The organism is Nocardia sp. NPDC049707, from assembly GCF_040674855.1.
Taxonomy (GTDB): domain Bacteria; phylum Actinomycetota; class Actinomycetes; order Mycobacteriales; family Mycobacteriaceae; genus Nocardia.
In genome coordinates, this window is record NZ_JBFANN010000014.1 from 1 (window position 1) to 25,563 (window position 25,563).

At 65.0% G+C, this 25,563-nt stretch carries 23 protein-coding genes; all 23 read right to left on the bottom strand.

What is annotated here, in order from left to right:
• Nucleotides 1-470: 470 nt before the first annotated feature.
• Entirely contained in the window at nucleotides 471-1,730 is a 1,260-nt protein-coding gene (murA, locus tag AB0J29_RS15205; RefSeq protein ID WP_364785240.1) for a UDP-N-acetylglucosamine 1-carboxyvinyltransferase, read from the bottom strand.
• Nucleotides 1,731-1,966: 236 nt separating this feature from the next.
• Nucleotides 1,967-2,548, bottom strand: coding sequence for a cob(I)yrinic acid a,c-diamide adenosyltransferase (locus AB0J29_RS15210; protein WP_364785243.1), 582 nt, complete (start codon nucleotides 2,546-2,548; stop codon nucleotides 1,967-1,969).
• A gap of 160 nt (nucleotides 2,549-2,708) precedes the next feature.
• Nucleotides 2,709-3,131, bottom strand: a complete 423-nt coding sequence (locus tag AB0J29_RS15215; RefSeq protein ID WP_364785246.1) for a DUF2550 domain-containing protein — start codon at nucleotides 3,129-3,131, stop codon at nucleotides 2,709-2,711.
• Nucleotides 3,132-3,401: 270 nt separating this feature from the next.
• Nucleotides 3,402-3,776: a F0F1 ATP synthase subunit epsilon gene (locus AB0J29_RS15220; RefSeq protein ID WP_364785249.1), complete on the bottom strand. Its 375-nt coding sequence runs from the start codon at nucleotides 3,774-3,776 to the stop codon at nucleotides 3,402-3,404.
• Between the two features lie 6 nt (nucleotides 3,777-3,782).
• Nucleotides 3,783-5,225 (bottom strand): F0F1 ATP synthase subunit beta, encoded by a 1,443-nt coding sequence (gene atpD, locus AB0J29_RS15225; protein ID WP_364785252.1) that lies wholly within the window; start codon nucleotides 5,223-5,225, stop codon nucleotides 3,783-3,785.
• A gap of 18 nt (nucleotides 5,226-5,243) precedes the next feature.
• Complete coding sequence (locus AB0J29_RS15230) at nucleotides 5,244-6,215, bottom strand: F0F1 ATP synthase subunit gamma (protein ID WP_364785255.1); 972 nt, start codon at nucleotides 6,213-6,215, stop codon at nucleotides 5,244-5,246.
• A gap of 131 nt (nucleotides 6,216-6,346) precedes the next feature.
• Entirely contained in the window at nucleotides 6,347-7,984 is a 1,638-nt protein-coding gene (atpA, locus tag AB0J29_RS15235; protein WP_364785258.1) for a F0F1 ATP synthase subunit alpha, read from the bottom strand.
• 49 nt (nucleotides 7,985-8,033) lie between these two features.
• Nucleotides 8,034-8,840, bottom strand: a complete 807-nt coding sequence (locus AB0J29_RS15240; RefSeq protein ID WP_364785261.1) for a F0F1 ATP synthase subunit delta — start codon at nucleotides 8,838-8,840, stop codon at nucleotides 8,034-8,036.
• A 19-nt stretch (nucleotides 8,841-8,859) separates the two neighbouring features.
• Nucleotides 8,860-9,420: a F0F1 ATP synthase subunit B gene (locus AB0J29_RS15245; protein WP_364785264.1), complete on the bottom strand. Its 561-nt coding sequence runs from the start codon at nucleotides 9,418-9,420 to the stop codon at nucleotides 8,860-8,862.
• A 7-nt stretch (nucleotides 9,421-9,427) separates the two neighbouring features.
• The gene (locus AB0J29_RS15250; RefSeq protein WP_364785267.1) at nucleotides 9,428-9,676 is read right to left on the bottom strand and encodes an ATP synthase F0 subunit C; all 249 of its coding nucleotides are present in this window, start codon (nucleotides 9,674-9,676) and stop codon (nucleotides 9,428-9,430) included.
• A 72-nt stretch (nucleotides 9,677-9,748) separates the two neighbouring features.
• Nucleotides 9,749-10,597, bottom strand: coding sequence for a F0F1 ATP synthase subunit A (gene atpB, locus AB0J29_RS15255; RefSeq protein WP_364785270.1), 849 nt, complete (start codon nucleotides 10,595-10,597; stop codon nucleotides 9,749-9,751).
• A gap of 244 nt (nucleotides 10,598-10,841) precedes the next feature.
• Entirely contained in the window at nucleotides 10,842-11,297 is a 456-nt protein-coding gene (locus AB0J29_RS15260) for a hypothetical protein (RefSeq protein WP_364785273.1), read from the bottom strand.
• A gap of 103 nt (nucleotides 11,298-11,400) precedes the next feature.
• Nucleotides 11,401-12,543 carry an MraY family glycosyltransferase gene (locus AB0J29_RS15265; RefSeq protein WP_364785276.1) on the bottom strand — a complete coding sequence of 381 codons (1,143 nt, stop codon included), beginning with the start codon at nucleotides 12,541-12,543 and terminating at the stop codon, nucleotides 11,401-11,403.
• 40 nt (nucleotides 12,544-12,583) lie between these two features.
• Nucleotides 12,584-13,249, bottom strand: coding sequence for an L-threonylcarbamoyladenylate synthase (locus AB0J29_RS15270; protein WP_364785279.1), 666 nt, complete (start codon nucleotides 13,247-13,249; stop codon nucleotides 12,584-12,586).
• Between the two features lie 65 nt (nucleotides 13,250-13,314).
• Complete coding sequence (gene prmC / locus AB0J29_RS15275) at nucleotides 13,315-14,205, bottom strand: peptide chain release factor N(5)-glutamine methyltransferase (RefSeq protein WP_364785282.1); 891 nt, start codon at nucleotides 14,203-14,205, stop codon at nucleotides 13,315-13,317.
• A gap of 14 nt (nucleotides 14,206-14,219) precedes the next feature.
• Nucleotides 14,220-15,290, bottom strand: a complete 1,071-nt coding sequence (gene prfA / locus AB0J29_RS15280) for a peptide chain release factor 1 (RefSeq protein WP_364785285.1) — start codon at nucleotides 15,288-15,290, stop codon at nucleotides 14,220-14,222.
• Between the two features lie 84 nt (nucleotides 15,291-15,374).
• Entirely contained in the window at nucleotides 15,375-15,605 is a 231-nt protein-coding gene (gene rpmE / locus AB0J29_RS15285; RefSeq protein WP_062982643.1) for a 50S ribosomal protein L31, read from the bottom strand.
• A 788-nt stretch (nucleotides 15,606-16,393) separates the two neighbouring features.
• The gene (rho, locus tag AB0J29_RS15290) at nucleotides 16,394-18,304 is read right to left on the bottom strand and encodes a transcription termination factor Rho (protein ID WP_364785288.1); all 1,911 of its coding nucleotides are present in this window, start codon (nucleotides 18,302-18,304) and stop codon (nucleotides 16,394-16,396) included.
• A gap of 505 nt (nucleotides 18,305-18,809) precedes the next feature.
• Nucleotides 18,810-19,772 (bottom strand): homoserine kinase, encoded by a 963-nt coding sequence (thrB, locus tag AB0J29_RS15295; protein ID WP_364785291.1) that lies wholly within the window; start codon nucleotides 19,770-19,772, stop codon nucleotides 18,810-18,812.
• Between the two features lie 25 nt (nucleotides 19,773-19,797).
• Nucleotides 19,798-20,892: a threonine synthase gene (gene thrC, locus AB0J29_RS15300; protein ID WP_364785294.1), complete on the bottom strand. Its 1,095-nt coding sequence runs from the start codon at nucleotides 20,890-20,892 to the stop codon at nucleotides 19,798-19,800.
• Nucleotides 20,889-22,298 (bottom strand): homoserine dehydrogenase, encoded by a 1,410-nt coding sequence (locus AB0J29_RS15305; RefSeq protein ID WP_364785297.1) that lies wholly within the window; start codon nucleotides 22,296-22,298, stop codon nucleotides 20,889-20,891. Before AB0J29_RS15305 ends, thrC begins: the two co-directional genes overlap by 4 nt.
• The gene (gene lysA, locus AB0J29_RS15310) at nucleotides 22,295-23,713 is read right to left on the bottom strand and encodes a diaminopimelate decarboxylase (RefSeq protein WP_364785299.1); all 1,419 of its coding nucleotides are present in this window, start codon (nucleotides 23,711-23,713) and stop codon (nucleotides 22,295-22,297) included. The genes AB0J29_RS15305 and lysA overlap by 4 nt, the downstream gene beginning before the upstream one ends.
• An 81-nt stretch (nucleotides 23,714-23,794) precedes the next feature.
• Entirely contained in the window at nucleotides 23,795-25,453 is a 1,659-nt protein-coding gene (gene argS, locus AB0J29_RS15315; RefSeq protein WP_364785302.1) for an arginine--tRNA ligase, read from the bottom strand.
• Between the last annotated feature and the right edge of the window lie 110 nt (nucleotides 25,454-25,563).

The window sequence follows — 25,563 nt, forward strand, 5'->3', positions numbered from 1 at the left end:
ATCAGAAATATCTGTAACTAGAGTCCGAAAACCCAGCAAATCAAACGCCAGCAAAAATAATTGCTGACTAAATGCCCGACCCCAACACACGGGGGTATGAGAGGCCGGAACCAAAAATATTTGGCACTGACATTCATCGACACACTATTGAGTTCTCAAAGAACACACGCACACACCATCTCGCGGGCTTGACCCCGGTCGATCGGTGAAGCAACTTATCTAGCTTAGCTCAGCCGTGAGCCCGATTCAAAATCGGGGTCTCGTTCGAGCTAGTGTGATCGCCAGGCGCTCAACGTCCTACCTCGTTTCCCTGGCCCTTCACTCAGCCTTTCGGCTCAGCGTGTCGGCCCCGGGTCGGTGTCCGTGTCGCTCTGACTCGAATAAAGTTACGTGTCGGTGTGCACGATGTCAAATCGCCTGGTCAGGAACGGTTTTCGGCGAGAGGAGATCGTCGCCTGCCGTTCACATGATCAATCCGCGGCGCCGACTCGCTCGACCTCACCACCCAATGCCTGCAGCTGCTCGACGAAGTTCGGGTAGCCGCGGTCGATATGGAAGACGTCGTGCACCTCGGTGGTGCCATCGGCAACCAGACCGGCAAGTACCAATCCGGCGCCGGCCCGAATATCCGACGACCACACCGGTGCACTCGACAGCCGCGGAATTCCGCGTACCACCGCATGATGTCCATCGGTCCGCGCGTCGGCGCCCAACCGGATCATCTCCTCCACGAAACGGAAGCGCGCCTCGAAGATGTTCTCGGTGATCATCGATGTGCCGTCCGCAATCGCGGCGAGACCGATGGCCATCGGCTGCAGATCGGTCGGGAATCCCGGGAAAGGCAACGTCGAGAAATTCACCGCACGCGGCCGATCGGCCTGGATCACCCGGAAACCATCCGGTGCGAACGAAATACGCGCACCGGCCGAGCGCAGCTTGTCCAGTACAAGAGACAGATGCTTGGGGTTGACCCCGGAGACCCGGATATCGCCCATGGTCATCACTGCGGCGATCCCCCAGGTCGCAGCCACGATCCGGTCACCGATCACCCGATGCGTCGTCGGCGAGAGGCGCTCGACCCCCTGAATCGTGAGCACCGACGTGCCCGCGCCACTGATCCGCGCACCCATCCGAACGAGCATGTTGCACAGATCGACGATGTCGGGTTCACGGGCCGCGTTATCGATGACCGTCTCCCCCTCGGCCAGCACGGCCGCCATGAGGATGTTCTCGGTCGCGCCCACCGAAGGAAAGTCCAGCCTGATCCGTGCACCCTGCAGTTCGTCCGCCCGCGCGACCACACAACCGTGCTCGATTTCACTGGTGGCGCCGAGCAGCCGCAGACCCGCCTGATGCATATCCAAGGGCCGCGAACCGATCGCATCGCCGCCGGGCAGTGCGACAACGGCGCGCTTACACCGCGCCATCAGCGGACCGAGCACACAGACCGAAGCGCGGAACTGCGTCACCGCCGGAAAATCCGCGTGATACTTGGGCTCCGCGGGTGTGTTGATGGTGACGACCGCCCCATCGATCGCGACGTCGCAGCCGAGGCCGCGCAGCACATCACCCATCAACGGCACATCGAGAATGTCCGGGCAGTTCGTAATGGTGGTCGTGCCTTCGGCCAGCAATGCGGCCGCCATCAACTTGAGGACGCTGTTCTTCGCACCCCCGACCGCGACCTCACCGACGAGTCGATTCCCGCCAGTAACCAAAAACCGTTCCATGCCGCCTCTCCGCGTATTCGGCGCACTGTTGGTGCAAAGGATAGTTGCGTTGCGGGCCGCTGGTAGCAGTGCCGGGGTTATATCCAGGTAGCTGGGACACATTTCGCGGTGTCCAGCAACTTTTGTGTGTGTCGCGCCGCCTACTTTTACCGACGGGCGGCCGGTCGCAGCCCTGTGACGGGTCTGTCTCGGAAGTCACCCCACCTACACCAGATCAGTCGTGTGGATCGGACAATTCACGAACCACCTTGTTCGCCACCAGGCTTCCACAACACGTCACCGCCCGGGTTGGCGACACGGCTGAGGATGAACAGCAGGTCGGACAGGCGGTTCAGGTACTTCGCCGGAAGAGCATTCGTATCGTCCGGATGCGTTTGCACCGCGGCCCATGCCGAACGCTCCGCTCGCCGCGCCACCGTACGCGCGGTGTGCAGCAGGGCGGCCAGCGGCGCGCCTCCGGGCAGAATGAACGAATTCAGGGCGGGCAGTTCGGCATTGAACTCATCGCACCAGGCTTCCAGGCGGTCGATATACGACTGGGTGATACGCAGTGGCGGATACTTCGGCTCCTCGACCACCGGGGTCGAAAGATCCGCACCCGCATCGAACAGATCGTTCTGCACCTGGCGCAGTACCGTCAGCAACTCCGGAGCGGGGTCACCGAGTGCGACGGCCACGCCGATGGCGGCATTGGTCTCGTCACAGTCGGCATAAGCGACCAGCCGCAGATCAGTTTTGGCCACCCGCGAGAAATCGCTGAGACCGGTCGTCCCATCGTCGCCGGTCCGCGTATAAATCCGCGTCAGGTGCACACTCACCTGCCCACCCTATCGCTACCCACGCCACAACGGATTTGGTAAGTACATGGGTAACTCATCGGGGACGGGCTAACTTGCCCCACAGCCCTACTGCCGCACGCCAACGTCACAGTTGCCGTGACCGAGTCTGGCGCCTAGAGGTTCGGGGAGGCGGAGGAGCCTAGAGTCCAGGGAGCCGACGGGTGCGATCCGACGGTCGGGATTCGACCCAGGACAGAAAGGCGGCCAGTGAGCCGCGGTCCAGCGCCAATTCGTAATTGCCGTCATTATCGGAGATCGCGGTCACCGCGATCTCGTCGGTCATGATGTCGTATTCGTCGCCACGCGGGCTGCGCCGATCCCCGATCTCGATGCCCTGGCGGCGAATCGTGGAATCCGGACCCAGTTTCAGACTGGAGAGTTTGTAAAAGACGATGCGATCCTCGTCATATCGAATCAGGCCGTGCCGCCACCCCTGGCCGCCACGTGCGGGCAGCACCCGCAGAATCGCGGCGGTGCCGCCGCGGCGCAACATGATCAGTCGATAGGTGGAGGCCAACGCCAAGAGAACGAGCGTGAGCACCAGAATGATCAGGAGAACCATCCCGGTCTGCAATGCCGTACGTCCCTTCGTTCCGCCGCCATGTCGACGACGCGGTATTCGATGGCAGTGTGCCCAGGCCCTCCGTGGCTACGTAGGCGCCTCCCGGCCTGATGCTCACACCGCGTTCGGCCATTCAACCATGGCCCCGAGATGACAAATGGCGGGGCCTTGTCTTTGAACATTCGAATCCGGAAACGGCGCTGTCGGCGGCGAATACTTTCGCCGCCGACAGCGCCGTTTTATCGGGTCGTACCGAATCCTGGTGCGGTACTACGCCTTCGCCTCTTCGACCGCGCGCACCTGGCCCTGGGCCGCGATCTTGGCTTGCTCGGAGGCATCGGCATCGGCCAGCACCCGACGGGCCGCCTCGATGTCGATCTCATCGGCGAACTCCGCGGATTCGGCAAGCACCCGGACCGAGGTCGCGGTCACCGAGAAGAACCCACCGTGCACCGCCGCGGTGATCCGCTCCCCCTCGGTGGGCACGATGCTCACGATCCCGCCCTCGACCAGTTGGCCGAGCAGCGGCTCGTGACCCCCCATGATGCCGATCTGCCCCTCAGTGGTCTGCGCGCTGACGAACGTCGCCTGGCCGGACCAGAGCAAACGTTCGACGGCGACCAGGTCAACTGACATCTCCGCCATGGGTGACTACTTTCCGGCGATCTTCTTCGCGGCCGCCTCGACGTCGTCGAGACCACCGCAGGAGTTGAACGCCTGCTCCGGGAAGTGGTCGAACTCGCCCTTGCAGACGCGGTCGAACGCCTCGATGGTGTCGGTCAGCGGCACCACGGAACCCGGCTGGCCGGTGAACTTCTCGGCCACGATGAAGTTCTGGCCGAGGAACTTCTCCAGACGACGGGCCCGGCCGACGAGGACCTTGTCCTCTTCGGAGAGCTCGTCCATGCCGAGGATGGCGATGATGTCCTGCAGTTCCTTGTACTTCTGCAGGATCCGCTTCACCTCGTTGGCGACCCGGAAGTGCTCCGCACCGACGATCGAGGCCTCCAGGATGCGGGAGGTCGAGGTCAGCGGGTCGACGGCCGGGTAGATGCCCTTCTGCGAGATCGGGCGGGAGAGCTCGGTCGTCGCATCGAGGTGGGCGAAGGTGGTCGCCGGGGCCGGGTCGGTGTAGTCGTCGGCGGGCACGTAGATGGCCTGCAGCGAGGTGATGGACCGACCACGGGTCGAGGTGATGCGCTCCTGCAGCTCACCCATCTCATCGGCCAGCGTCGGCTGGTAACCGACGGCCGAAGGCATGCGGCCGAGCAGGGTGGACACCTCGGAACCGGCCTGGGTGAACCGGAAGATGTTGTCGATGAACAGCAGCACGTCCTGGTGCTGCACATCACGGAAGTACTCGGCCATGGTCAGGGCCGAGAGCGCGACGCGCATACGGGTGCCCGGCGGCTCGTCCATCTGGCCGAAGACAAGGGCGGTGTCCTGGAGGACGCCCATCTCTTCCATTTCCAGGTGCAGGTCGGTGCCCTCACGGGTGCGCTCACCGACGCCGGCGAACACCGACGTACCGGAGAACTCACGCGCGATACGGGTGATCATCTCCTGGATGAGAACGGTCTTGCCGACACCGGCACCACCGAACAGACCGATCTTGCCGCCCTTCACGTACGGGGTCAGCAGGTCGATGACCTTGATACCCGTCTCCAGGATCTCGGTCTTACCCTCGAGCTGGTCGAATGACGGAGGCTTGCGGTGGATGCCCCACTGTTCGCCGTCGCGGCCGAGACCCGGGGTGTCGAGGCAGTCGCCGAGGGCGTTGAATACGTGGCCCTTGGTGATGTCGCCGACCGGCACCGAGATCGGCTTGCCGGAGTCGGTGACGGTGGCGCCACGGACCAGACCATCGGTGGGCTGCATCGAGATGGTGCGCACGATGTTGTCACCGAGGTGCTGGGCGACCTCGAGGGTCAGGGTCTTGGCCACCGAGGTCAGGGTGATCTCGGCGTGCAGAGCGTTGAACAGCTCAGGGATGGAACCCCGCGGGAACTCGACGTCCACGACGGGGCCGATGACGCGGACGACGCGACCTGTTTTCGCGCCGGTCCGGCTCTCTTGTGTGACTGCTGCGGTCATTATTCTCTTCCTGCGCCTTTAGTCGCGGTCCGAGCTCGAAGCCAGCGCATTCACGCCGCCGACGATTTCGCTGATTTCCTGCGTGATCTGGGCCTGCCGCACCGAATTCGCCTGCCGCGTAAGCACATTGGCCAGTTCGTTGGCATTGTCGGTGGCTGCCTTCATTGCGGTGCGCCGAGCCGCGGACTCGGATGCCGCTGCCTCGAGCAACGATGAGTAGATGCGCGTATTGATGTACTTGGGCAGCAGCGCCGCCAAGAGCACGTCGGCATCGGGCTCGAACTCGTACTGCGCGGTGACTTCCGCGGTCGGCGAGTCGGAGAAGCTGTCCGCACCCATGTCGAAGTCTTCGTCGACATAGCTGACCTGGATCGGCGCCAGACGACGGACCTCGGGGGTCTGGGTCAGCATCGAGACGAAACGGGTGTACACGATGTGCAACTCGTCAACGCCCTCGATATTGCCCACCCCGTTCGGGGCCGGAACCTCGACCTCGGAGCCCGCCATGAACGCGTCCACCAGGTGGCGGCAGGCGGCCGAGGCATCGTTGTACTTCGGCTGCTGGGAAAACCCGGTCCACGCACTGACCACCGGCCGGCTGCGGAAGGTGTAGTACGTGAGGCCTTTATTGCCCATCACGTACAGCACCGGCTCCTTGCCCTCGCCACGCAGGGTGACCATGAGCTCCTCGGCGCGCTTGAGCACATTGGAGTTGTAGCCACCACACATGCCGCTGTCACTGGTGATCACCAGGACGGCGGCGCGGCGCGGGTTGGCACGCTCGGTCAGCAGCGGGTGCGACAGACTCGTCGACGCACTCGCCAGCTCGCTGAGGACCTTGGTGATCTCCTCGGCGAACGGCTTCGCGGCAGCAACCCTGGCCTGGGCCTTGGAGATTCGCGAGGTCGCGATCAGCTCCTGCGCCTTGGTGATCTTCTTGATCGAACTCACACCACGAATGCGGGAGCGCAATTCACGCAAGCTTGCCATCAGCGGTTCACACTCCCTTCATTCGCGGCATCTGATGTGCAGCATTCGCGGGGCACGACGTGGTTACGCGAGCTGCGTCCTCCGTGCCTGTCGCTCATGCTGCGGATCCAATAGCGCATCAGCCAGCTCGATTACTTCTCGACGTGCTTGCGGGTCACCGACAGCGATTCGACCTCTTCGTGATCGAGCTCACCGGCGGCGGCCTCGTTCACGACGCGCGAACCGTCGGAAGCGAGGAAGCCCTGCTTGAACTTGTCGGTGGCCGCCTTGATGGCATCGCCGTTCTCGCTGTCGAGGACCTTGCCGCCCTCGATCGACTTGAAGGCGTCGGCCGCGCTGCGGTGCAGATCCTCGAGCAGTTCGGCATTGAAGCGACGGATGTCGGCAACCGGAACCGAGTCGAAGTAGCCGGCGTCGACCAGGAAGATCGAGACGATCTGGTCCTCGACCGGAACCGGCGAGTACTGGTCCTGCTTGAGCAGCTCGACCCAGCGGGCACCGCGCTCCAGCTGGGCGAGGGAGGCGGCGTCCAGGTCGGAGGCGAAGGCGGAGAACGCCTCCAGCTCGCGGTACTGCGCCATTTCCAGACGCAGCGAACCGGCGACCTTCTTCATGCCCTTGGTCTGGGCGGCGCCACCGACACGGGAGACCGAGGTACCGACGTTGATCGCCGGACGGACACCCTTGTTGAACAGGTCGGACTCGAGGAAGACCTGGCCGTCGGTGATGGAGATGACGTTGGTCGGGATGAACGCCGAGATGTCGTTGGCCTTGGTCTCGATGATCGGCAGACCCGTCATCGAGCCGGCACCCATCTCATCGGACAGCTTCGCGCAACGCTCCAGCAGGCGCGAGTGCAGGTAGAAGACGTCACCCGGGTAGGCCTCGCGGCCCGGCGGGCGACGCAGCAGCAGCGAGATGGCGCGGTACGCCTCGGCCTGCTTGGTCAGGTCGTCGAACACGATCAGGACGTGCTTGCCCTGGTACATCCAGTGCTGGCCGATCGCCGAACCGGTGTAGGGCGCAAGCCATTTGAAGCCCGCCGAGTCCGAGGCGGGGGCCGCGACGATGGTGGTGTATTCCATCGCACCATGCGATTCCAGCGCGGTCTTCACGCCCGCGATGGTGGAACCCTTCTGACCGATCGCGACGTAGATGCAGCGGACCTGCTTGGACGGGTCGCCGGTCTCCCAGTTCGCCTTCTGCGCCAGGATCGCGTCGATGCAGACCGCGGTCTTACCGGTCTTGCGGTCGCCGATGATCAGCTGACGCTGACCACGACCGATGGCGGTCAGGGCGTCGATGGCGGTGATGCCGGTGGCCAGCGGCTCCTCGACCGGCTGCCGCTGCAGCACGGTCGCGGCCTGCAGCTCCAGCACGCGCTGCTCTTCGGCCTCGATCTCGCCGAGGCCGTCGATCGGCTGGCCGAGCGGGTTGACCACGCGGCCGAGGAACTTGTCACCGACGGGGACCGACAGCACGTCGCCGGTGCGGCGAACCTGCTGGCCCTCTTCGATCTCCGCGAACTCGCCGAGGATGACCGCACCGATCTCGCGGTCCTCCAGGTTCAGCGCGACGCCGAGCACACCACCCGGGAACTCGAGCAATTCATTGGCCATCGCCGAGGGCAGGCCGCTGACATGCGCGATGCCGTCGCTGGTGTCGGTGACGACACCGACTTCTTCGATGGAGGTTTCCGGGGTGTAGCTCTGGGTGTAGCTCTCGATCGCGCTACGGATCTCATCGGTGGAGATCGTCAGCTCCGCCATAGTCTTCCTGCTCTCGCTGTCTGGTCAGAATGTCGGGGGAGGTGGGTCGTCAGGCCAGAGCCCGACGCAGCCGTTCCAAGCGGCCGGTGGCGCTACCGTCGATCAGGTCGTCGCCGACCCGCACCACCACGCCGGTCAGCAGACTCGGATCGACCTGCACGTGCACCGTGACGGGCTTGCCGTAGATGCGCTGCAACGACGCCCCGAGATGGTCACGCTGCTGGTCGGTCAGCGCGACCGCGGCACGCACATGCGCGACAATCTGATCGCGCCGCGCGGCCGCGAGATCGGACAGCTCGCCGAACGCGCCGCCGATATTCTTCGACCGGGTGACCACCTGGTCCGCGAGGGTCCGGGTGATGGTCTCGGTCTTGCCCGCGAGCAGCCGGTCGATCAGTTCGCGCTTGGCCGCCGCGGGCTTCGCACGATCAGAAAGTGCCTGCTCCAGTTCGGGATTGTCGCCGATGATCCGGCCCAGCCGGAACAATTCGTCCTCGACCGCCCCGAGTCGTCCGCTGTCTGCGGCGGACTCCAGCAACGCCTCCTGGCCGAGCAACACCAGGGTGTCGACCAAATCGGCGGTGCGCGACCAGTTCTGGGCCACCGCGGTGGTCAGCACCGCCAGGGTGGCGGGGCTGACCTTGCCGCTGAAGACCCGCTCGCTGAGTTCGGCGCGCACCGAGCCGGGCACCGACACGTCCGCGAGCGCAACACGCAGCGAACGCTGGTCATCCAGCACGGCGACAACGGCGAACAGTTCCGACCCCGTCGTGGCCGCAACACTGTCGCTTCCGGTCAGAGCGGCCCGAAGCGCCTCCCGTGCCCGGGAGCTTGCCTCGCGGCTCGCTGCGTACATGCTTCTCACTTTCGCGTCGCTACCTTCCGACCCCGATGCCGACATTCGACTGATCGAGTTCGGCCAGGAACTGGTCGATCGATGCCGCTTGCTTAGCTTCGTCCGAAACCGACTGTCCGATAATCTTTTCGGCCAAATCGACGGCAGTTCTGCCGACTTCGGCGCGCAGCTCGGTCAGGATCTGCTGGCGCTGAGCTTCCAGCTGGCTCTGACCGGCGGCGACGATACGGTCGCTTTCCGCCTGGGCTTCCACGCGCATCTGCGCGAGGATCTGCTGGCCCTGGGCGCGTGCGTCCTCACGGATGCGCGCGGCCTCCAGCCGGGCGTCGGCCAACTGCTGCTGGTACTGCTGCAGCGTCAGCTGGGCTTCTTCCTGCGCGGCCTCGGCCCGCTGGATTCCACCCTCGATCTTGTCCGTACGTTCATCCAACACCTTGATGAGGCGCGGAATGACGTACTTGTAGAAAATGACGCCGATAATTGCGATGCAGACTACCGACCAGACAATGTCGTAGGTCTCGGGGAGGAGAGGATTGACATCCTCCCCCGTCTCCGCGGCGAGCATAGAAAACGTGCTCATGGCAATCTCAGAAAATGAAGCCGGCCACAAGGCCGAGCATCGCCAGGGCCTCGGTGAACGCGATACCGAGGAACATGTTGGTACGGATGGTGCCCTGCAGCTCGGGCTGACGGGCAAGACCCTCGATGGCCTTGCCGACGACGATGCCCACGCCGATGCCCGGGCCGATGGCGGCCAGGCCGTAGCCGATGGCGCCGAAGCCCTTGAACTTCTCCGTCGTGGTCGCGGCTTCCTGGGCCAGGTACGCGAGGCTCATGAGTCTTCCATTCCCTTTCTGTTGCTCACCCGCCGGTCGGCGCGGTGTAGCAGGTATCCGGTAGTAGTTCGGTCAGTGCGAGTCAGCGTGTTGTGCGAGTCCGATGTAAACGGCGGTCAGCAGGGCGAAAACGTAGGCCTGCAGGAAGATGACCAGCATTTCGAACAGCGTGAACCCGAGTCCGGCCAGCAGCGAGAACGGTGAGAACACCTTCATCCAGGCCACGGCGTCGAACAGGAAGAACCAGGTGGCGCTGAAGAACAGCACCAGCAGGATGTGGCCGGCCAACATATTCGCCATGAGTCGGACGGTCAGTGTGAACGGACGCAGGATGAACGTCGAAATGAACTCGATCGGGATCAGCAACACGTGCAGTGCGGGCGGAACATTCGGAACGACGATGCTGCTGCGCATGTAAGTGACGAACCCGTACTTCTTGATACCCACGAAGTTGAACGCGAGGTACGCGATGAGGGCCAGCACCAGCGGCATGCCGATTCGGGCGTTCGACGAGATGTTCAGCCCCGGAATGATGCCGGAGAAGTTGAGAAAGAGAACCGCGAAGAAGATCGTCGCGATCAACGGGAAGTGCTTGCGACCGGATTCTTTGCCGAGCACCTCATCACAGATCTGATCCTTGACGAAGACCAAACCGGTTTCGGCAATGTTCTGCAGACCGCGCGGTACGATGCGAGGATTGCGAAATGCCAGCACCATGACGAGCACCAGCACGGCGGTCATCAACAGCCGGATGAGCACCAAACGGTCGAGTTCGAACGGCGTACCCTCGAACAGCAATGCTGGAGGGAAGAAGTCGGACAGCGATGGCGCGTGGAACTCGCCCGCCAAAGTGGTGACGCTCAGCGTTCTCTCCCGTGTTCGGGCCGCGGGTACGGTCATTCCCGCGGTTCGATCGGACATTGACGATCAATTGGGTCGACTCAGGTCGGCTCGAAAATTCGTCAGCAGCTGTGCGGCAACCCGCATGGGCGTCTGTACGTAGTGTCGGCGACATTCGTCGACATGCAGAACCGGAACCTCTTGGAGCCCGGTACGGCAGTAAGCATAGCGCCACCTGGCGAGATCTCAGTGATCCCCCCTCGCTTGGTCGCTTGCTTACCAAGACTTTACCAAGTTATCTACGACAACGTGTAGCTGGGGGCGATTATTGCTCCGCAGAAGGCAAATCGGACTCACCGGTCGGTACGTTTACGTACGGAACCTTCTGTCGCAGAACACCATACGTCTCCGCGCCGAGCACGATCAGCAAGGACCCGACAACGGTCAAGAACAGTGCCATCCGGTCGTAGAAGTCGAACCGATGCAGCACCGCGATCACGATCATCGCGACCAGCAGCTTGCCCACCCAACTCACCAACACGACCAGGCCCGCGGTGCTCGGCGGCAGCTTCGCGCCGAACAGCACCACCGCCGCGGTGGTGAGAATGAAGCCGCCGCCGATGGCCGCGCCGAGCAGTGCCCCCCAGAATCCGGCCAGGCCCGCGATGGCGGAGGCGATGGCCACCGAAAGCACCACCAACACGGCCAAACCGATCACGCCGTAGCGCAGCGCCGCCTTCAGCGGGGCATCGGGACCGGGGACGGGATTGATGAGACTCACGACTGCGCCTCGCTGGCGCTCGGCTCCATCGTTCCGCTGGACGCTGTGTTCACAGTTCGCTCGCTTTGCTCGCTCACGACCTGCACTTTACCTGGCCCTTGCGTTACGAATCCGCAGGCTCCTTGCGGCGCAGGCCCGGTATCGCGGTCACCACCAGTGCGAAAACCAGCCCGCCCGCCATCATCAACACCACAATCCGACGATCATGGATCAGCGAAGTTCCAACGGCGCCGAAGGCGAGCACGCCGACCCATAAATAGATCACCAGCACAACGCGACGATGCGAATGTCCGATCTGCAACAGCCGGTGGTGCAAGTGCATTTTGTCCGGTGTCGAGAAACTCACACCGGCCCGAACCCGGCGCACGATCGCCAATAGCAGATCCAATACCGGAATGAACATCACCGCACCGACCAGCAGCAGCGGCGAAAGCAGACCGACGATGTCGCGAGGTCCGTAGCCCGCCAAATTGATTCGGCCCGAAGCACCCGTCGACACCGCGGCCAGCATGAGCCCGATCAACATCGAACCGGAATCGCCCATGAATATCCGAGCGGGTGAAAAGTTGTGTGGCAGAAATCCCATACAGGCGCCCGCGAGCGCGGCGGCGAGCAACGCGGGCGGATAGGTGTCGACCGAACCGCCCTGGTTGTACAGCAGGCCGACGGTGAAGACGAAGACCGCGCCCGCGCAGATCAGGCCCAGCCCGGCCGCGAGACCGTCGAGTCCGTCGACGAAATTCATCGCGTTGACGAGGGTCACCGTGATGCCAACCGTAACCAGACCGCCCTGCAGTGCGTCCAGCACCACAGTCGTGTCGTTGAACGGGTTGTAGATGACGTACCAGCTCAGGCCCATGACCGCCATCACACCGGCGGCGGTGACCTGACCCGCGAATTTGGTCAGCGCATCCAGGCCCCAGCGGTCGTCGACGATACCGACGAGCACGATGAGCGTGGCCGCGACCAGCACGGCCGGAATATCCGGCGCGTAATCGAAACCTCTTCGCAACGCGGGCAATTGGTGCGCGAACAGCACGGCCGCGACCACCCCGATATACATACCGACGCCGCCCATGCGCGGAATCGGCTTGACGTGCACATCGCGCTCGCGCGGCACGGCCACCGCGCCGAAGGCGATAGCGAGCACCCGAATTCCGCCGGTGGCCAGGAAGGTCACCGTGCCCGAGATGAGAAGCACGAGCAGCAGCTCGCGCAAAGGAACTACCGCACCCGAACCGATCATCCGATTATCTGATCCGCCATACGATCGCTACGTCCCGAGGTCACCGCGTCGCGACGCCGGTCAGCGCCTCCGGGAACATTCCGAGCACATCGGCGATATCGCCGACCGGTACCGCGCCCGCACGCAGGATCCGCGGCTGATCCGCGGTGAGGTCGACGATGGTGGACGCGACCGCGTGTTCGGCCGGACCGCCGTCGAGATAGACGCCGACTAGATCACCGAGCTGATCGCGCGCCTCGGCGGCGGTTTTGGCGGGGGGCTGTCCGGAGACATTGGCACTCGAGACCGCAAGCGGGCCGACCTCGCGTAGCACTTCCAGCGCGACCGGGTGCAGCGGCATCCGCAGCATGACCGTGCCACGGGTGTCGCCGAGGTCCCAGGCGAGCGAAGGCGCCTGCTGCACAACAAGACTCAGCCCACCGGGCCAGAATGCCCGGATCAGCTCGCGGGCCTGTGGGCGCACCGAGAACACCAGACCGTCGATGGTGTGCCAGGAGCCGACCAGCACCGGTACCGGCATATCGCGACCACGCCGCTTCGCGGCGAGTAGATCGCTCACCGCGGTGGCATCGAACGCGTCGGCGGCCAGTCCGTACAGGGTATCGGTCGGCATTACGACCAGACGTCCGGATTTCAGGGCACTGGTGGCCGCGGTCAGTCCGGCAGCGCGCGAGTCGGGATCCGCGCAGTCGTAGACGGTACTCACGGCCACCATCCTGTCACGCGTGCCACGCGATTCCACCATCGGCGGGGGTTGGTTCCATCCGGTGACTACCGAGTCGAGTCGGATCGACCGCGGGTTGCGGCGACGAAGCGAGGCTTACCCGCGAGGTCCGGATGCTCGACGACATCGGTGAAGTCACCCTGTTCGGCCAGCAGCGCGGCGAGTTCGGAGCCGTTGGTGTCGTCGTGCTCGATGGCGCAGGAACCGCCGGGACGCAGCAGACGGGTGATGGTGGGGATCATCCGACGGATGACATCCAGTCCGTCCGGACCGCCGAAAAGGGCCAGATGCGGATCGTGATCGGCGACCTCGGGATCGAGTTCGGCGCCTTCGGGGATATACGGCGGATTGGCGACGACCAGATCGACTGTGCCGTTCAGCTCGGTGAGCAGATTCGGGTCGGTGACATCGTCGGCGTACAGGGTGATCGGGGTGTCGCCCTCGGCAATGCGCAGGTCGGCATTACGGCGCGCCCATTGCAGGGCCGCTGGATCGATGTCGATCGCGTGCACATCCGCATCCGGACGGGCCTGAGCAATGGCAAGTGCGAGCGCACCGGAACCGGTGCACAGATCAACGACGAGCGGCGGGTGATCGTGCCGCAGTGCTTCCAATTGCGCCAGGGCCCAAGCGAATAGCAGCTCGGTCTCGGGACGCGGAACGAAAACGCCGGGCCCGATCGCGAGTTCGATCTCGCCGATCGCCGCGGTACCGGTCAGGTGCTGTAAGGGAATTCGCTGCGCGCGCCGGGCCACCAGTGCGCGATAGTCCTCGAGCAGCTCCGGCGTGACCAGCGGGGTCAGCGCCAGCCTGGTCCGCTCGACAGCCAGCAGATGGGCCGCCAACAATTCGGCGTCGGCCTGCGGACTGTGCACGCCTGCCGTCCGCAAAGTTTCGACCGCCTGGTTGATGGCAGGTCGCAAGGCCACACGCGTCACCAGCTCGTCCGCCTTTACTCCGCGGCCATTCGGGCTTCGCGATCCGCCTTGCCGAGGGCATCCAGGAGTGCGTCCATATCACCGTCGAGTACGGCGTCGAGGTTGTGCGCCTTGAAGCCGATGCGGTGATCGGTAATGCGGTTCTCCGGGAAGTTGTAGGTGCGGATGCGCTCGGAGCGGTCCACGGTGCGGATCTGGGAGGCCCGGCCCGCGGCGGCTTCCTGATCGGCCTGCTCTTCGGCAAGTGCCTGCAGCCGAGCCGCGAGCACCTGCATGGCGCGGGCCTTGTTCTGCAGCTGGGAGCGCTCGTTCTGGCAGGTCACCACGATGCCCGAGGGCAGGTGGGTGATGCGGACCGCGGAGTCGGTGGTGTTGACGCCCTGGCCACCCTTGCCGGAGGAACGGTAGACGTCGATGCGCAGATCCGATTCGTCGATCTGCACCGCTTCGACCTCGTCGGGCTCCGGGTAGATCAGCACACCGGCCGCCGAGGTATGGATGCGGCCCTGCGATTCGGTCACCGGAACCCGCTGAACGCGGTGTACGCCGCCCTCGAATTTGAAACGGGACCAGACACCGTCGCGCGCGGCGTCGCGGCTCTTGATGGAAATGGTCGCGTCCTTGTAGCCGCCCAGGTCGGAGATGTTCACATCGAGAATCTCGACCTTCCAGCCATGCCGCTCGGCGTAGCGGACGTACATGCGGGCCAGATCCGAGGCGAATAGCGCCGATTCCTCGCCGCCCTCACCGGATTTCACTTCGAGCACCACATCGTCGCCGTCGTGCGGGTCACGCGGGGCGAGCAGATCCGCGATGGTCTGCTCCAGCTCGACGACCTGTTGTTCCAGGCCGGGCACCTCGGCGGCGAAGGAGGCGTCGTCGGCTGCGAGTTCCTGTGCGGCGGCGAGATCCTCACGCGTGGACTTCAGCTTGTTGTAGGTGGCCATGATCGGGGCCAACTCGGCGAACCGCTTGCCGACCCGGCGCGCGGCACCCGGATCGTTGTGCAGCGCCGGATCGGCGAGCTGCGTCTCCAAGCCCGCGTGCTCGGCCAGAATGTCATCGATCGCGGACGGTTGCGTCATGGTGCTTCCTCTCTTTTTCCGTACTGGCCACACAAAAGCGCCGACGCCCGGCCTGCAGCGCAGGACCGGGCGTCGGCGAGGAAGCTACTTTGCGTCGGCCTTCTTGCCGGCACGCTTGCCGTAGCGAGCCTCGAAGCGGGCCACGCGACCACCGGTGTCGAGAATCTTCTGCTTGCCGGTGTAGAACGGGTGGCACTGCGAGCAGACCTCGACGGTGATGTGTCCCGACTCCTTGGTGCTGCGAGTCTGGAAGGTGTTGCCGCAACCACAGACGACCGTGGTTTCGACATATGCCGGGTGAATTCCTGCCTTCATGGATGTCCTCTCGATATCGGCCGCCGGGTCGCCCGCGCGGAGGCGAGGACGTGAACCGGAGCCACTGGGTCGTCTGCTCTGCTTCGCAGAGATGGCGGGAGGCCTGCTCAATTGAGCAGACGCAACGACCGTTCAGTATGCCAGAACGGCGGTTACGCTCCCAAAACGCCCCCGGTGGCCGGTTTGTTCCCGCCCCCTAGGTAGTCCCCGAGCCCCATTGCCAATCGAACTACCGGCACGCGTCGATCGTGTTCTTACGTAACCCTTAATTCGGGTAGTGCGCTACTCGTGGATACGAACACCGCTGTTCATAGAGTTTGGGCCTGAGTACATCAGCCTGCCGAGGCAGAACGGAGAACCTCGTGAACAGCCGTGTTGCACTGGCGGTCTTCGTTTCGTTGATTCTCACTGTCGGGGTCGGCTGGTTCACCGTTCCGGATCGCCCGGACACCTACGCGTACGCGAAGCCCACTTCCGCACAGTTCGACCCGGCCACTGCCGCGCACTACGATAGCTCGGCCGCCACGACGGCGATCATCCTGGCCTTCATGATCGCGGGCGCGGCCGGTATCGGTCTCGCGTTCTTCAGCCCGACAATGCCGAAAGGACGCTCCCGCGCCACCTTTTTGCCGGACGTCGTGCGTGTAGAAACTACCGTTGCGGCCCCGCGGCCGACAGCGGACTTCAGCGCTGGACGTCCCGGACGAGTTACCCATGTGCGCACGAAATCAGTTGTGAAGTATGCGCAAAGAGTACGGGGACTCCACCTGTGCGGAGTCCCCGTTCACTCATTCGTCGAGCGCGCCCGGTGCGGTCTTGCTGACCTGCATCAGGAACTCGAGGTTGTTCTTGGACTTCTTCAGGCGGTCGATCAGCAGATCGATCGCCTGATGCGAGTCCAGGCCGGACAGTACGCGGCGCAACTTGTGCAGCACTGCCGCCTCGTCGGGGCTGAGCAGTAGCTCGTCCTTACGCGTGCCGGACGGGTTGACGTCGACCGCCGGGAACACGCGCCGTTCCGCGATCTTGCGGTCCAGCTTGAGTTCGGCGTTACCGGTGCCCTTGAACTCCTCGAAGATCACCGTGTCACCGGTGGAACCGGTCTCGACCATCGCTGTCGCGATGATGGTGAGCGAGCCGCCGTTCTCGATATTGCGTGCCGCGCCGAGGAACCGCTTGGGCGGGTACAGCGCGGTCGAGTCGACACCACCGGAGAGGATGCGGCCCGAGGCGGGCGAGGAGTTGTTGTACGCGCGACCCAACCGAGTGATCGAGTCGAGCAGCACCACAACGTCTTTGCCCATTTCCACCAGGCGCTTGGCGCGCTCGATGGCCAGTTCGGCGACCGAGGTGTGGTCCGACGGCGGACGATCGAAGGTCGAGGCGATGACCTCGCCCTTCACCGAACGCTGCATATCGGTGACCTCTTCCGGACGCTCGTCGACCAGCACAACCATGAGGTAGACCTCCGGGTTGTTGATGGCGATGGCGTTCGCGATGTCCTGCATGATCGTCGTCTTACCCGCCTTGGGCGGGGAGACGATCAGGGCGCGCTGGCCCTTACCGATCGGCATGATCAGGTCGATGACGCGTGTGGTCAGCTTGTTCGGCTGGGTCTCCAGGCGCAGACGCTGATTCGGGTACAGCGGGGTGAGCTTGGCGAATTCGGGGCGCCGCTTGGCCGCCTCGATCTCACCGCCGTTGACCGTATCCAGGCGCACCAGCGGATCGAACTTCTGGCGCTGGTTGCTCTGCTCACCGTCGCGCGGGGCGCGCACCGCACCGGTGATCGCGTCACCGCGGCGCAGGCCGTTCTTGCGGACCAGGTTCATCGAGACGTAGACGTCGTTCGGACCGGCCAGGTAGCCGGAGGTGCGCACGAACGCGTAGTTGTCCAGCACATCAAGAATTCCCGCGACCGGCTGCAGGACATCGTCCTCGCGGATCTCGAGTTCGCGGGCCTCACCGCCACCGGCGCCACCATCGCGGTCGCGACCACGACGACGTTCCCGGAACCGGCGTCCCCGCCGGCCACGACCGCCCTCGTCCTCGTCACCGCCACGGCCGGCCTCAGTGCGGCCGCCGCCCTCGCCACCGCGGCCGCCGTTGGCATTGCCGTTCTGGTTGCGCTCGCGGCGACGTTCGCCCTGCTCCTGCTCCTGCTTGGGCTCATCACCGCGGGCCTCGCCCGGGGCCGCATCGCCGGCGGTGCGCGCCTGGTCACGACCACGACGCTGCCTGCCGCGACCGCGCTGACCGCCGTCGCGACCGGAATCCTCCGTAGTCTCCGCGGGCGCGGCCGCATCGGCCTGCGCCTGATCGGACTTCGGCTCGGCCGACTTCTCGGCGGTCTTCGGCGCGGCGGATTCGGCGACGGCCTCCTGCGCGACAGCCTGTTTCGCCGGAGCGTCCTTGACTTGGGCTTGCTTCGCCGGAGCGGCAGCGGCAGGCGTCACGTCGAGGGTGCCCTGCTCGGCCTTCGCCGCCTTGGCGGCGCCCGCATCGGACTTCACCTCGCCCCGCGCCGGCTTTTCCGCCTTCGCCGACTTTCCGGCCTGATTTTCCTTGATGGCGGCGATCAAATCGCCCTTGCGCATTCCAGAGGTGCCTCGGATACCGAGCTCCCCCGCGAGCGCGCGCAACTGCGGCAACAACATTCCAGTCAGCCCCGATCGTGCGACGTCGGTTTGTTCGCTCATCTTCGAAATCTGTCCGGAGTCACTTTCGCGGTTCCCTGCCGGGTTGGAATCGACCCCAGGTGTCGCGAGCAGGTCCGTATCTGTCACGGAAATCCTTTCCTTCCCTCGACTGCCATTTGCTGTTTCGAGGGTTTCGTCCCGCAGTCCGGGCGTTCTGCCGGACTCGGATGCGAGGGCCGAACACACAGCTCGGACCGGCGCTTTTTGCCGTATCACCTGCCCCGCCGGACCGGCGGCTTCGCCACCAGTTCCCGAAAGGTGGGAGAGATCATTCCAGTTGCGCAGCTACGCAGCACCCCCATGGCCTGGAGGCTCGAGCCTGGAGCCTGCTGGAGCGATTGCCCTGATGAAGCACCGGCGTCTGATGCGCACGATGTACGGACGTGCTCAGGATAGCTGGCAACCTAGAACCTCGGCAAGGCAGGCACGCCGCCGCGGTGCGAGCGACGGGCCCGGAGGCGGTAGCGCGCGAGCGTAATCACGCAGGGCACCGGGAGTACCGCGATCAGACACCGTGGACCTGGACGCCTTCCGCGAGTCCCGGTTCGACCACGCGGAGCCCGTCGATGGCCGCAAGTTGCCGGAGTTCGGCGGGGAAATCGCTGGTACCCAAGGCCAGTACGGTCGGTCCGGCGCCGGATACCGTGGCCGCGATCCCGGCCGCCCGCAGCCGGGCGATCCAGGATGTGGTCAGTGGGAGTGCGGGTGCGCGCTGGGTCTGATGCAGACGATCGACCGTTGCGGGCAGCAGCAGGTCAGGGCGTTGGGTCAGAGCGACGACCGCGAGTGCGGCGCGGCTGACATTGAACGCGGCATCACCGTGCGGCACGACTTCGGGCAACAGTCCGCGGGTATGTGCGGTCGATGAGCGCTCCTCGGGTATCAGCACCACCGGACGCAGGGTCGGATGCGGATCCAGGCGCACGGCGCGGTAGACACGGCCGTGATCGGTCGCCGCGGCGCCGTCTTTGCCGGCGTCCGCAGCGGTTTCGGTCCAGGACACCACGATTCCACCGAGCACGCTGGCCGCCGCATTGTCGGGATGACCCTCGAATTCCGATGCGAGCTGGACCAATTGGTCACTGCCGGTGGCCAACGCCGGATCCAGTTTCGTCGCAAGACCACAGCCCGCGGCAAGCCCGCCGACCACCGCCGAAGCCGACGAACCGAGACCACGCGAATGCGGAATCACGTTGCGGCACACCACATCGAGGCCATCGGCCCAGACGCCCGCCGCCTCCAGGCCGCGCTCGATCGCCCGCACCACGAGATGCGAAGGGCCCCATGGCACATCGTCAGCGCCCTCCCCCTCGACTCGGATGGTAAGGCCGGAATCGGTAGTGCGCACCTCGATCTCGTCGTAAATGCCCAAAGCCATACCGAGCGAATCGAATCCGGGGCCGAGGTTGGCACTGGACGCGGGCACCCGCGCGGTCACGGACAGACCGGCGGGCAACGTCCTTGTCATCAGCTGGCTTTCGCGCGAATTCAACTCAGGCCAGCTCGAGTTCGTGGGCGACCGCGATCGGGTCGACCGGAATCGCCTGCACCTGAGGCATTCCCGCGAGCGCGTTATCCGGATCCTTGAGGCCGTTACCGGTCACCGTGCACACGACGGTCAGACCGGAATCCAGCCAACCCTCCTTGCGCGCGGCGAGCAGGCCGGCGATGCTGGCCGCCGACGCGGGCTCGACGAAAACCCCCTCGGTCGCGGCGACCAGTCGGTACGCCTCCAGGATCTCCGCGTCGGTGGCGGCGCGGAAGGCGCCACCGGACTGCTCCTTGGCCTCCACCGCGCCGTTCCAGGACGCGGGCGCACCGATCCGGATGGCGGTCGCGATGGTCTCGGGATCCTTGACCGGGGCACCGTTGACCAGCGGCGCGGCGCCCGCGGCCTGCACGCCGAGCATGCGCGGCAGCCCGCTGGTGATGCCGTCGGCGTAGTACTCGCGGTAGCCGCGCCAGTAGGCGGTGATATTGCCCGCATTGCCCACCGGAAGGGCGTGCACGTCGGGTGCCTTGCCGAGCACATCGCAGATCTCGAACGAGGCCGTCTTCTGGCCCTCGATGCGGGCCGGATTCACCGAATTCACCAGACCGACGGTCGGGAATTCCGCGGTGACCTTGCGCGCCAGTTCGAGACAGTCGTCGAAGTTGCCGTCGACCTGGATGATCTTCGCGCCGAGCATGACGGCCTGGGCCAGCTTGCCCATGGCGATCTTGCCCTGCGGAATCAGCACCGCACAGCTCATCCCGGCCCGGGTCGCATAGGCCGCTGCCGACGCCGAGGTGTTGCCTGTGGACGCGCACAGCACCGCCTGCTGACCGCGGTACTTCGCGTCGGTGATGGCCATGGTCATCCCGCGGTCCTTGAAGGATCCGGTCGGGTTCAGGCCCTCCACCTTGAGATAGACATCACATCCGGTCAGCTGGGACAGATGCGGTGCGGGCACCAGCGGCGTGCCGCCCTCGTAGAGGGTGACCGGCTCCCAGTCGGCTGCGCCGGCCAGCCGATCGCGGTATGCGGCGATCAGGCCGGGCCACTGGGAGTGCACCCCTGCCTGCGGCGCAATGCCAGTCGTACTCATTCGTTGGTGCCTTCCAATCTCAGAACGCTGGTCACGGATGTGACGGATTCCATTTCCGCCAGGGCGGCGACGGTGTCCGCGAGCGCCGACTCCGATGCGTGGTGGGTGACCACGACCAAGCGCGCGCCCTCGCCATGTCCTTCCTGACGGACCGTGGAGATGCTCACCTCGTGGTTGGCGAATTCGCCAGCCACCTTGGCCAGCACCCCGGGTCGATCCGCGACCTGCAGGTTCACGTGGTAACGCGTCGGCGTATCGCCGATCGGCGCGATCGGTAGCTCAGCATAAACCGACTCGCCCGGAGCACGCCCACCGAAGAACTTGTTGCGCGCGGCCATCACCAGATCGCCGAGTACCGCGGAGGCCGTCGGGGCACCGCCAGCGCCCTGGCCGTAGAACATCAGCCGGCCGGCGTTCTCCGCCTCGACGACCACCGCGTTGAACGCGCCGGTGACCGCGGCCAAGGGGTGCTTGCGCGGTATGAGGGCCGGGTAGACGCGCACCGAGACGCGCTCCTTGCCGCCCTCTTCCGGACCCGGTTCGCCCGGACCCGCAGCGACCCGCTCGCAGATAGCGAGCAATTTGACCGTGCAGTCCAGTGCGGAGGCCGTCTCGAGATCCTCCGCGGTGATCTTGGAAATGCCCTCGCGATACACATCGGCCGCGGTCACCCGGGTATGGAAGGCCAGCGAGGCCAGGATCGCCGCCTTGGCGGCGGCATCGTAACCCTCGACATCGGCGGTCGGATCGGCCTCCGCGTAGCCGAGGCGGGTGGCCTCGTCGAGGGTGACCTGGTAGTCGGCGCCGGTCTCGTCCATCGCGGAGAGGATGAAGTTGGTGGTGCCATTGACGATGCCGACGACCTTGTTCACCCGGTCACCGGACAGCGACTGGATCAGCGGGCGCACCACCGGGATCGCGCCCGCGACAGCGGCCTCGAAATACAGGTCGGCGCGATTGCGCTCGGCAGCGGCGGCCAGTTCACCGGTGTAGTCGGCCAGCAGGGCCTTATTTGCGGTCACCACGGATTTGCCCGCGTTGAGCGCGGCCAGGATGAGGCGGCGGGCCGGATCGATGCCGCCGATGACCTCGACTACCAGATCGACATCGTCACGGGCGACCAGCGCGTCGGCATCGGTAGTCAGCAATTCGGCCGGGATGCCGCGGTCGGCGTTCAGGTTGCGCACGGCGACACCGCGCAGCACCACCGGCGCGCCGACGCGCGCACGCAGGTCATCGGCGTGGTCGCGCAGAATGCGGACCACCTCGGTCCCGACATTGCCCATCCCGAGGACCGCGACTCCGATCGGACGATCGGTTCCCCATACGCCGAACTTCGCAGCGCCGGGCCCATCCGTCGCCCGAGCACCGCCCGGAATGGAATCGCTACGCGATATTGAGTTCATTGCACCTCCAGGCTGAGCAGATCCGCCACCGTTTCCCGGCGCAGAATGAGTCGCGGCACGCCGCCCCGCACCGCGACGACCGCCGGACGAGTCAGCTGGTTGTACCGGCTGGACATCGAGTAGCAGTACGCGCCGGTCGCGGCGACGGCGAGCAGATCACCGGGGCCGACATCGGCCGGCATCCACGTATCGCGGATGACGATATCCCCACTTTCGCAATGCTTTCCGACGACCCGGGCGACCACGGGCTCAGCGTCGGAGGAGCGCGAGACCAACCGGCAGTCGTAGTCGGCCTGATACAGCGCGGGGCGGATGTTGTCGCTCATGCCGCCGTCGACGCTGATGTAACGCCTGCGCAGTCCACCGTCGAGCGAAATGTCCTTGATGGTGCCGACCTCGTAGAGGGTGACGGTGCCCGGTCCCGCAATCGCGCGGCCGGGTTCGACGGCGATCTTCGGCTCGAGCAGTCCGGCGCGGCTCGCCTCGGTGGCGACCAGCTTGCGCAGGCTCGCCGCGAATTCGTCGAGCGGCGGCGGATCGTCCTGGGGCAGGTACGAAATACCAAGTCCGCCACCGAGATCCAGCGTGGCGATCTGCGCGGTGCGCTCGATGCCGAACCTATCGATGGCCTCGCGGAGCAGGCCGAGCATGCGACGCGCGGCGATCTCGAAACCATCGATTTCGAAGATCTGCGAACCGATATGACTGTGCAGACCGACGAGTCGGAGATTATCGGCCTCGAAGACTCGGGCGAGCGCCTCCATGGCATCGCCGCCGGCGATCGAGAAACCGAACTTCTGATCCTCGTGCGCGGTCGAAATATATTCGTGGGTATGGGCTTCCACGCCGACGGTGACGCGGACGAGCACATCCTGCACCACTCCGGCACGGCCCGCGATGGCCTCCAAGCGGTCGATCTCGATGAGCGAGTCGACCACTACATGACCGACGCCCGCCTCGACCGCTGCCGCCAGCTCGGCGGTCGATTTGTTGTTGCCGTGCAAAGCGATTCGGTTCGCCGGGAAGCCCGCATGCAGTGCGACGGCCAGTTCGCCGCCGGAGCAGACATCGAGGGAAAGGCCCTCGTCACGGATCCAGCGGGCGATCTCACTGCACAGGAATGCCTTGGAGGCGTAGTGAACTCGGGCGTCCGGGCCGAAGGCGGCGACCATATCGCGGCAGCGGGAACGGAAGTCGTCCTCGTCGACCACGAACAACGGGGTGCCGAACTGCTCGGCGAGTTCACGCACGGGCACACCAGCTAGGTGCACGACCCCATCGGCATCGCGAGAAGCGTTGCGCGGCCAGACATTCGCGGGCAGATCGATCATCTGCTCTGGATCGCTCGGACGCTCCGCAAGGCTGGGTGCGTGTGGGATTTCGGCGTGCCGAGGACCGGCAGGATGGACGCTCACGACTGCGCCTCGCTGACACCCGGCTCCGTAGTGACCGCCCGAGGCACTGTGCCGATGGTTCGTTCGCTGCGCTCACTCACTCTACATACGCTCCGGTGCACTCACGCCGAGCAGCCCGAGGCCATTGCTCAGCACCTGACGGGTGGCATTGGCCAGGGCGAGCCTGGCGGCATTGGTCGGCGTGACGGGTTCGTCGCCGAGAGGCAGTACGCGCAGGTTCTTATTGGTCTGGAACCGGTGGTAGGTGCCGGCCAGTTCCTCCAGATACCGTGCGACGCGGTGCGGTTCGCGCAGGCTCGCGGCACTGGCCACGGTGCGTGGATATTCGCCGATGGTGCGGACGAGTTCACCCTCTTCATCGGCGGTGAGCAGAGCGAAATCCGGTGTCACCGTGTCATATTCGAATTCGGCGGCGTTGCGGGCGATGGACGCGGTCCTGGCGTGCGCGTATTGCACGTAGTAGACCGGGTTTTCGTTGCTCTGACTGGTCCACAGGTTCAAATCGATATCGATACTCGAATTCACCGAGCTGCGCACCAGCGAGTATCGGGAGGCATCGACACCGATGGCCTCGACCAGATCGTCGAGGGTCACCACGGTGCCCGCACGCTTGGACATCCGCACGGCCACACCATCTTTGACGAGATTCACCATCTGCCCGATAAGCACCTCGACGGTGGCCGGATCGTCGCCGAAGGCGGCAGCGGCGGCCTTCAACCGGCCGATATAGCCATGATGGTCCGCACCGAGCATGTAGATGCACAGGTCGAAGCCGCGCGAGCGCTTGTTCTGGAAATAAGCGATATCACCGGCAATATAGGCGGCATTGCCATCGCTTTTGAGAACGACACGGTCCTGATCGTCACCGTATTCGGAACTGGCGATCCACCAGGCCCCGTCCTTTTCGTAGAGGTCGCCGGAATCCTTGAGCTTGGTGACAGCCGCTTCGACCGCACCGGATTCGAACAACGAACTCTCGTTGAAGTACACATCGAAGTCGGTGCCGAATTCGTGCAGCGATTCCTTGATACGGGCGAACATCAACTCGACACCCTCGGCACGGAACAGTTCGAGCTGCTCGCTCTCCGGTCGGGTCAGCGCCTCCGGATGCGCGGCCACGATCTTGGCGGCGATCTCGCCGATATATTCGCCTGCGTAGCCGTTCTCCGGGGTCGGCGCGCCGGTGGCGGCGGCGACCAGGGATTTGGCGTAGCGGTCGATCTGCGCGCCGTGGTCGTTGAAGTAGTACTCGCGGGTCACGTCGGCGCCCTGCGCGGCAAGAATGCGGCCGAGCGCATCACCGACGGAAGCCCAGCGGGTGCCGCCGAGATGTACCGGACCGGTCGGATTGGCCGATACGAATTCCAGATTGATCCGGGTGCCCTGCAGGGTGCCCGAGGTGCCGTAGGCCGCGCCCGCGGTCAGTACCTGTTGCAGGATCGCGCCCTGCGCGGAGGCGGCGAGTCGGATGTTGAGGAAGCCGGGACCGGCGACCTCCGCGGCGGCGATGCCGTCCGTGTCGGCCAGCGCCGCGGCCAGCCAGGTCGCCAACTCGCGCGGATTCGTTCCGGCCTTCTTACCTACCTGCATGGCCAGATTCGTGGCATAGTCGCCATGTTCCGGATTACGAGGGCGCTCCACATTGACCTCGTCGGGCAGGACCGTCGGGTCCAGTCCACGTTCGACAAGCACCTTCGCCGCGGTGGCGCGAAGGAGATCTGCAAGGTCAGCTGGAGTCACGAGTCTCTATCCTATGGTCTGGGCAGGTGTACGCCTCGAGTGGGCACCTCGGCGGAGCCCTCCGCAACCACCCAGCACGGTGGATCAATACGTGGAAAGAGCACAGCAAG

Excerpts from the sequence above, each read along its gene's own strand:
- murA (WP_364785240.1), bottom strand. The coding sequence starts at position 1,730 with ATGGAACGGTTTTTGGTTACTGGCGGGAATCGACTCGTCGGTGAGGTC.
- AB0J29_RS15215 (WP_364785246.1), bottom strand. The coding sequence starts at position 3,131 with ATGGTTCTCCTGATCATTCTGGTGCTCACGCTCGTTCTCTTGGCGTTG.
- AB0J29_RS15220 (WP_364785249.1), bottom strand. The coding sequence starts at position 3,776 with ATGGCGGAGATGTCAGTTGACCTGGTCGCCGTCGAACGTTTGCTCTGG.
- atpD (WP_364785252.1), bottom strand. The coding sequence starts at position 5,225 with ATGACCGCAGCAGTCACACAAGAGAGCCGGACCGGCGCGAAAACAGGT.
- AB0J29_RS15230 (WP_364785255.1), bottom strand. The coding sequence starts at position 6,215 with ATGGCAAGCTTGCGTGAATTGCGCTCCCGCATTCGTGGTGTGAGTTCG.
- atpA (WP_364785258.1), bottom strand. The coding sequence starts at position 7,984 with ATGGCGGAGCTGACGATCTCCACCGATGAGATCCGTAGCGCGATCGAG.
- AB0J29_RS15240 (WP_364785261.1), bottom strand. The coding sequence starts at position 8,840 with ATGTACGCAGCGAGCCGCGAGGCAAGCTCCCGGGCACGGGAGGCGCTT.
- AB0J29_RS15245 (WP_364785264.1), bottom strand. The coding sequence starts at position 9,420 with ATGAGCACGTTTTCTATGCTCGCCGCGGAGACGGGGGAGGATGTCAAT.
- AB0J29_RS15250 (WP_364785267.1), bottom strand. The coding sequence starts at position 9,676 with ATGAGCCTCGCGTACCTGGCCCAGGAAGCCGCGACCACGACGGAGAAG.
- atpB (WP_364785270.1), bottom strand. The coding sequence starts at position 10,597 with ATGTCCGATCGAACCGCGGGAATGACCGTACCCGCGGCCCGAACACGG.
- AB0J29_RS15265 (WP_364785276.1), bottom strand. The coding sequence starts at position 12,543 with ATGATCGGTTCGGGTGCGGTAGTTCCTTTGCGCGAGCTGCTGCTCGTG.
- prfA (WP_364785285.1), bottom strand. The coding sequence starts at position 15,290 with ATGACGCAACCGTCCGCGATCGATGACATTCTGGCCGAGCACGCGGGC.
- rpmE (WP_062982643.1), bottom strand. The coding sequence starts at position 15,605 with ATGAAGGCAGGAATTCACCCGGCATATGTCGAAACCACGGTCGTCTGT.
- rho (WP_364785288.1), bottom strand. The coding sequence starts at position 18,304 with ATGAGCGAACAAACCGACGTCGCACGATCGGGGCTGACTGGAATGTTG.
- thrB (WP_364785291.1), bottom strand. The coding sequence starts at position 19,772 with ATGACAAGGACGTTGCCCGCCGGTCTGTCCGTGACCGCGCGGGTGCCC.
- thrC (WP_364785294.1), bottom strand. The coding sequence starts at position 20,892 with ATGAGTACGACTGGCATTGCGCCGCAGGCAGGGGTGCACTCCCAGTGG.
- AB0J29_RS15305 (WP_364785297.1), bottom strand. The coding sequence starts at position 22,298 with ATGAACTCAATATCGCGTAGCGATTCCATTCCGGGCGGTGCTCGGGCG.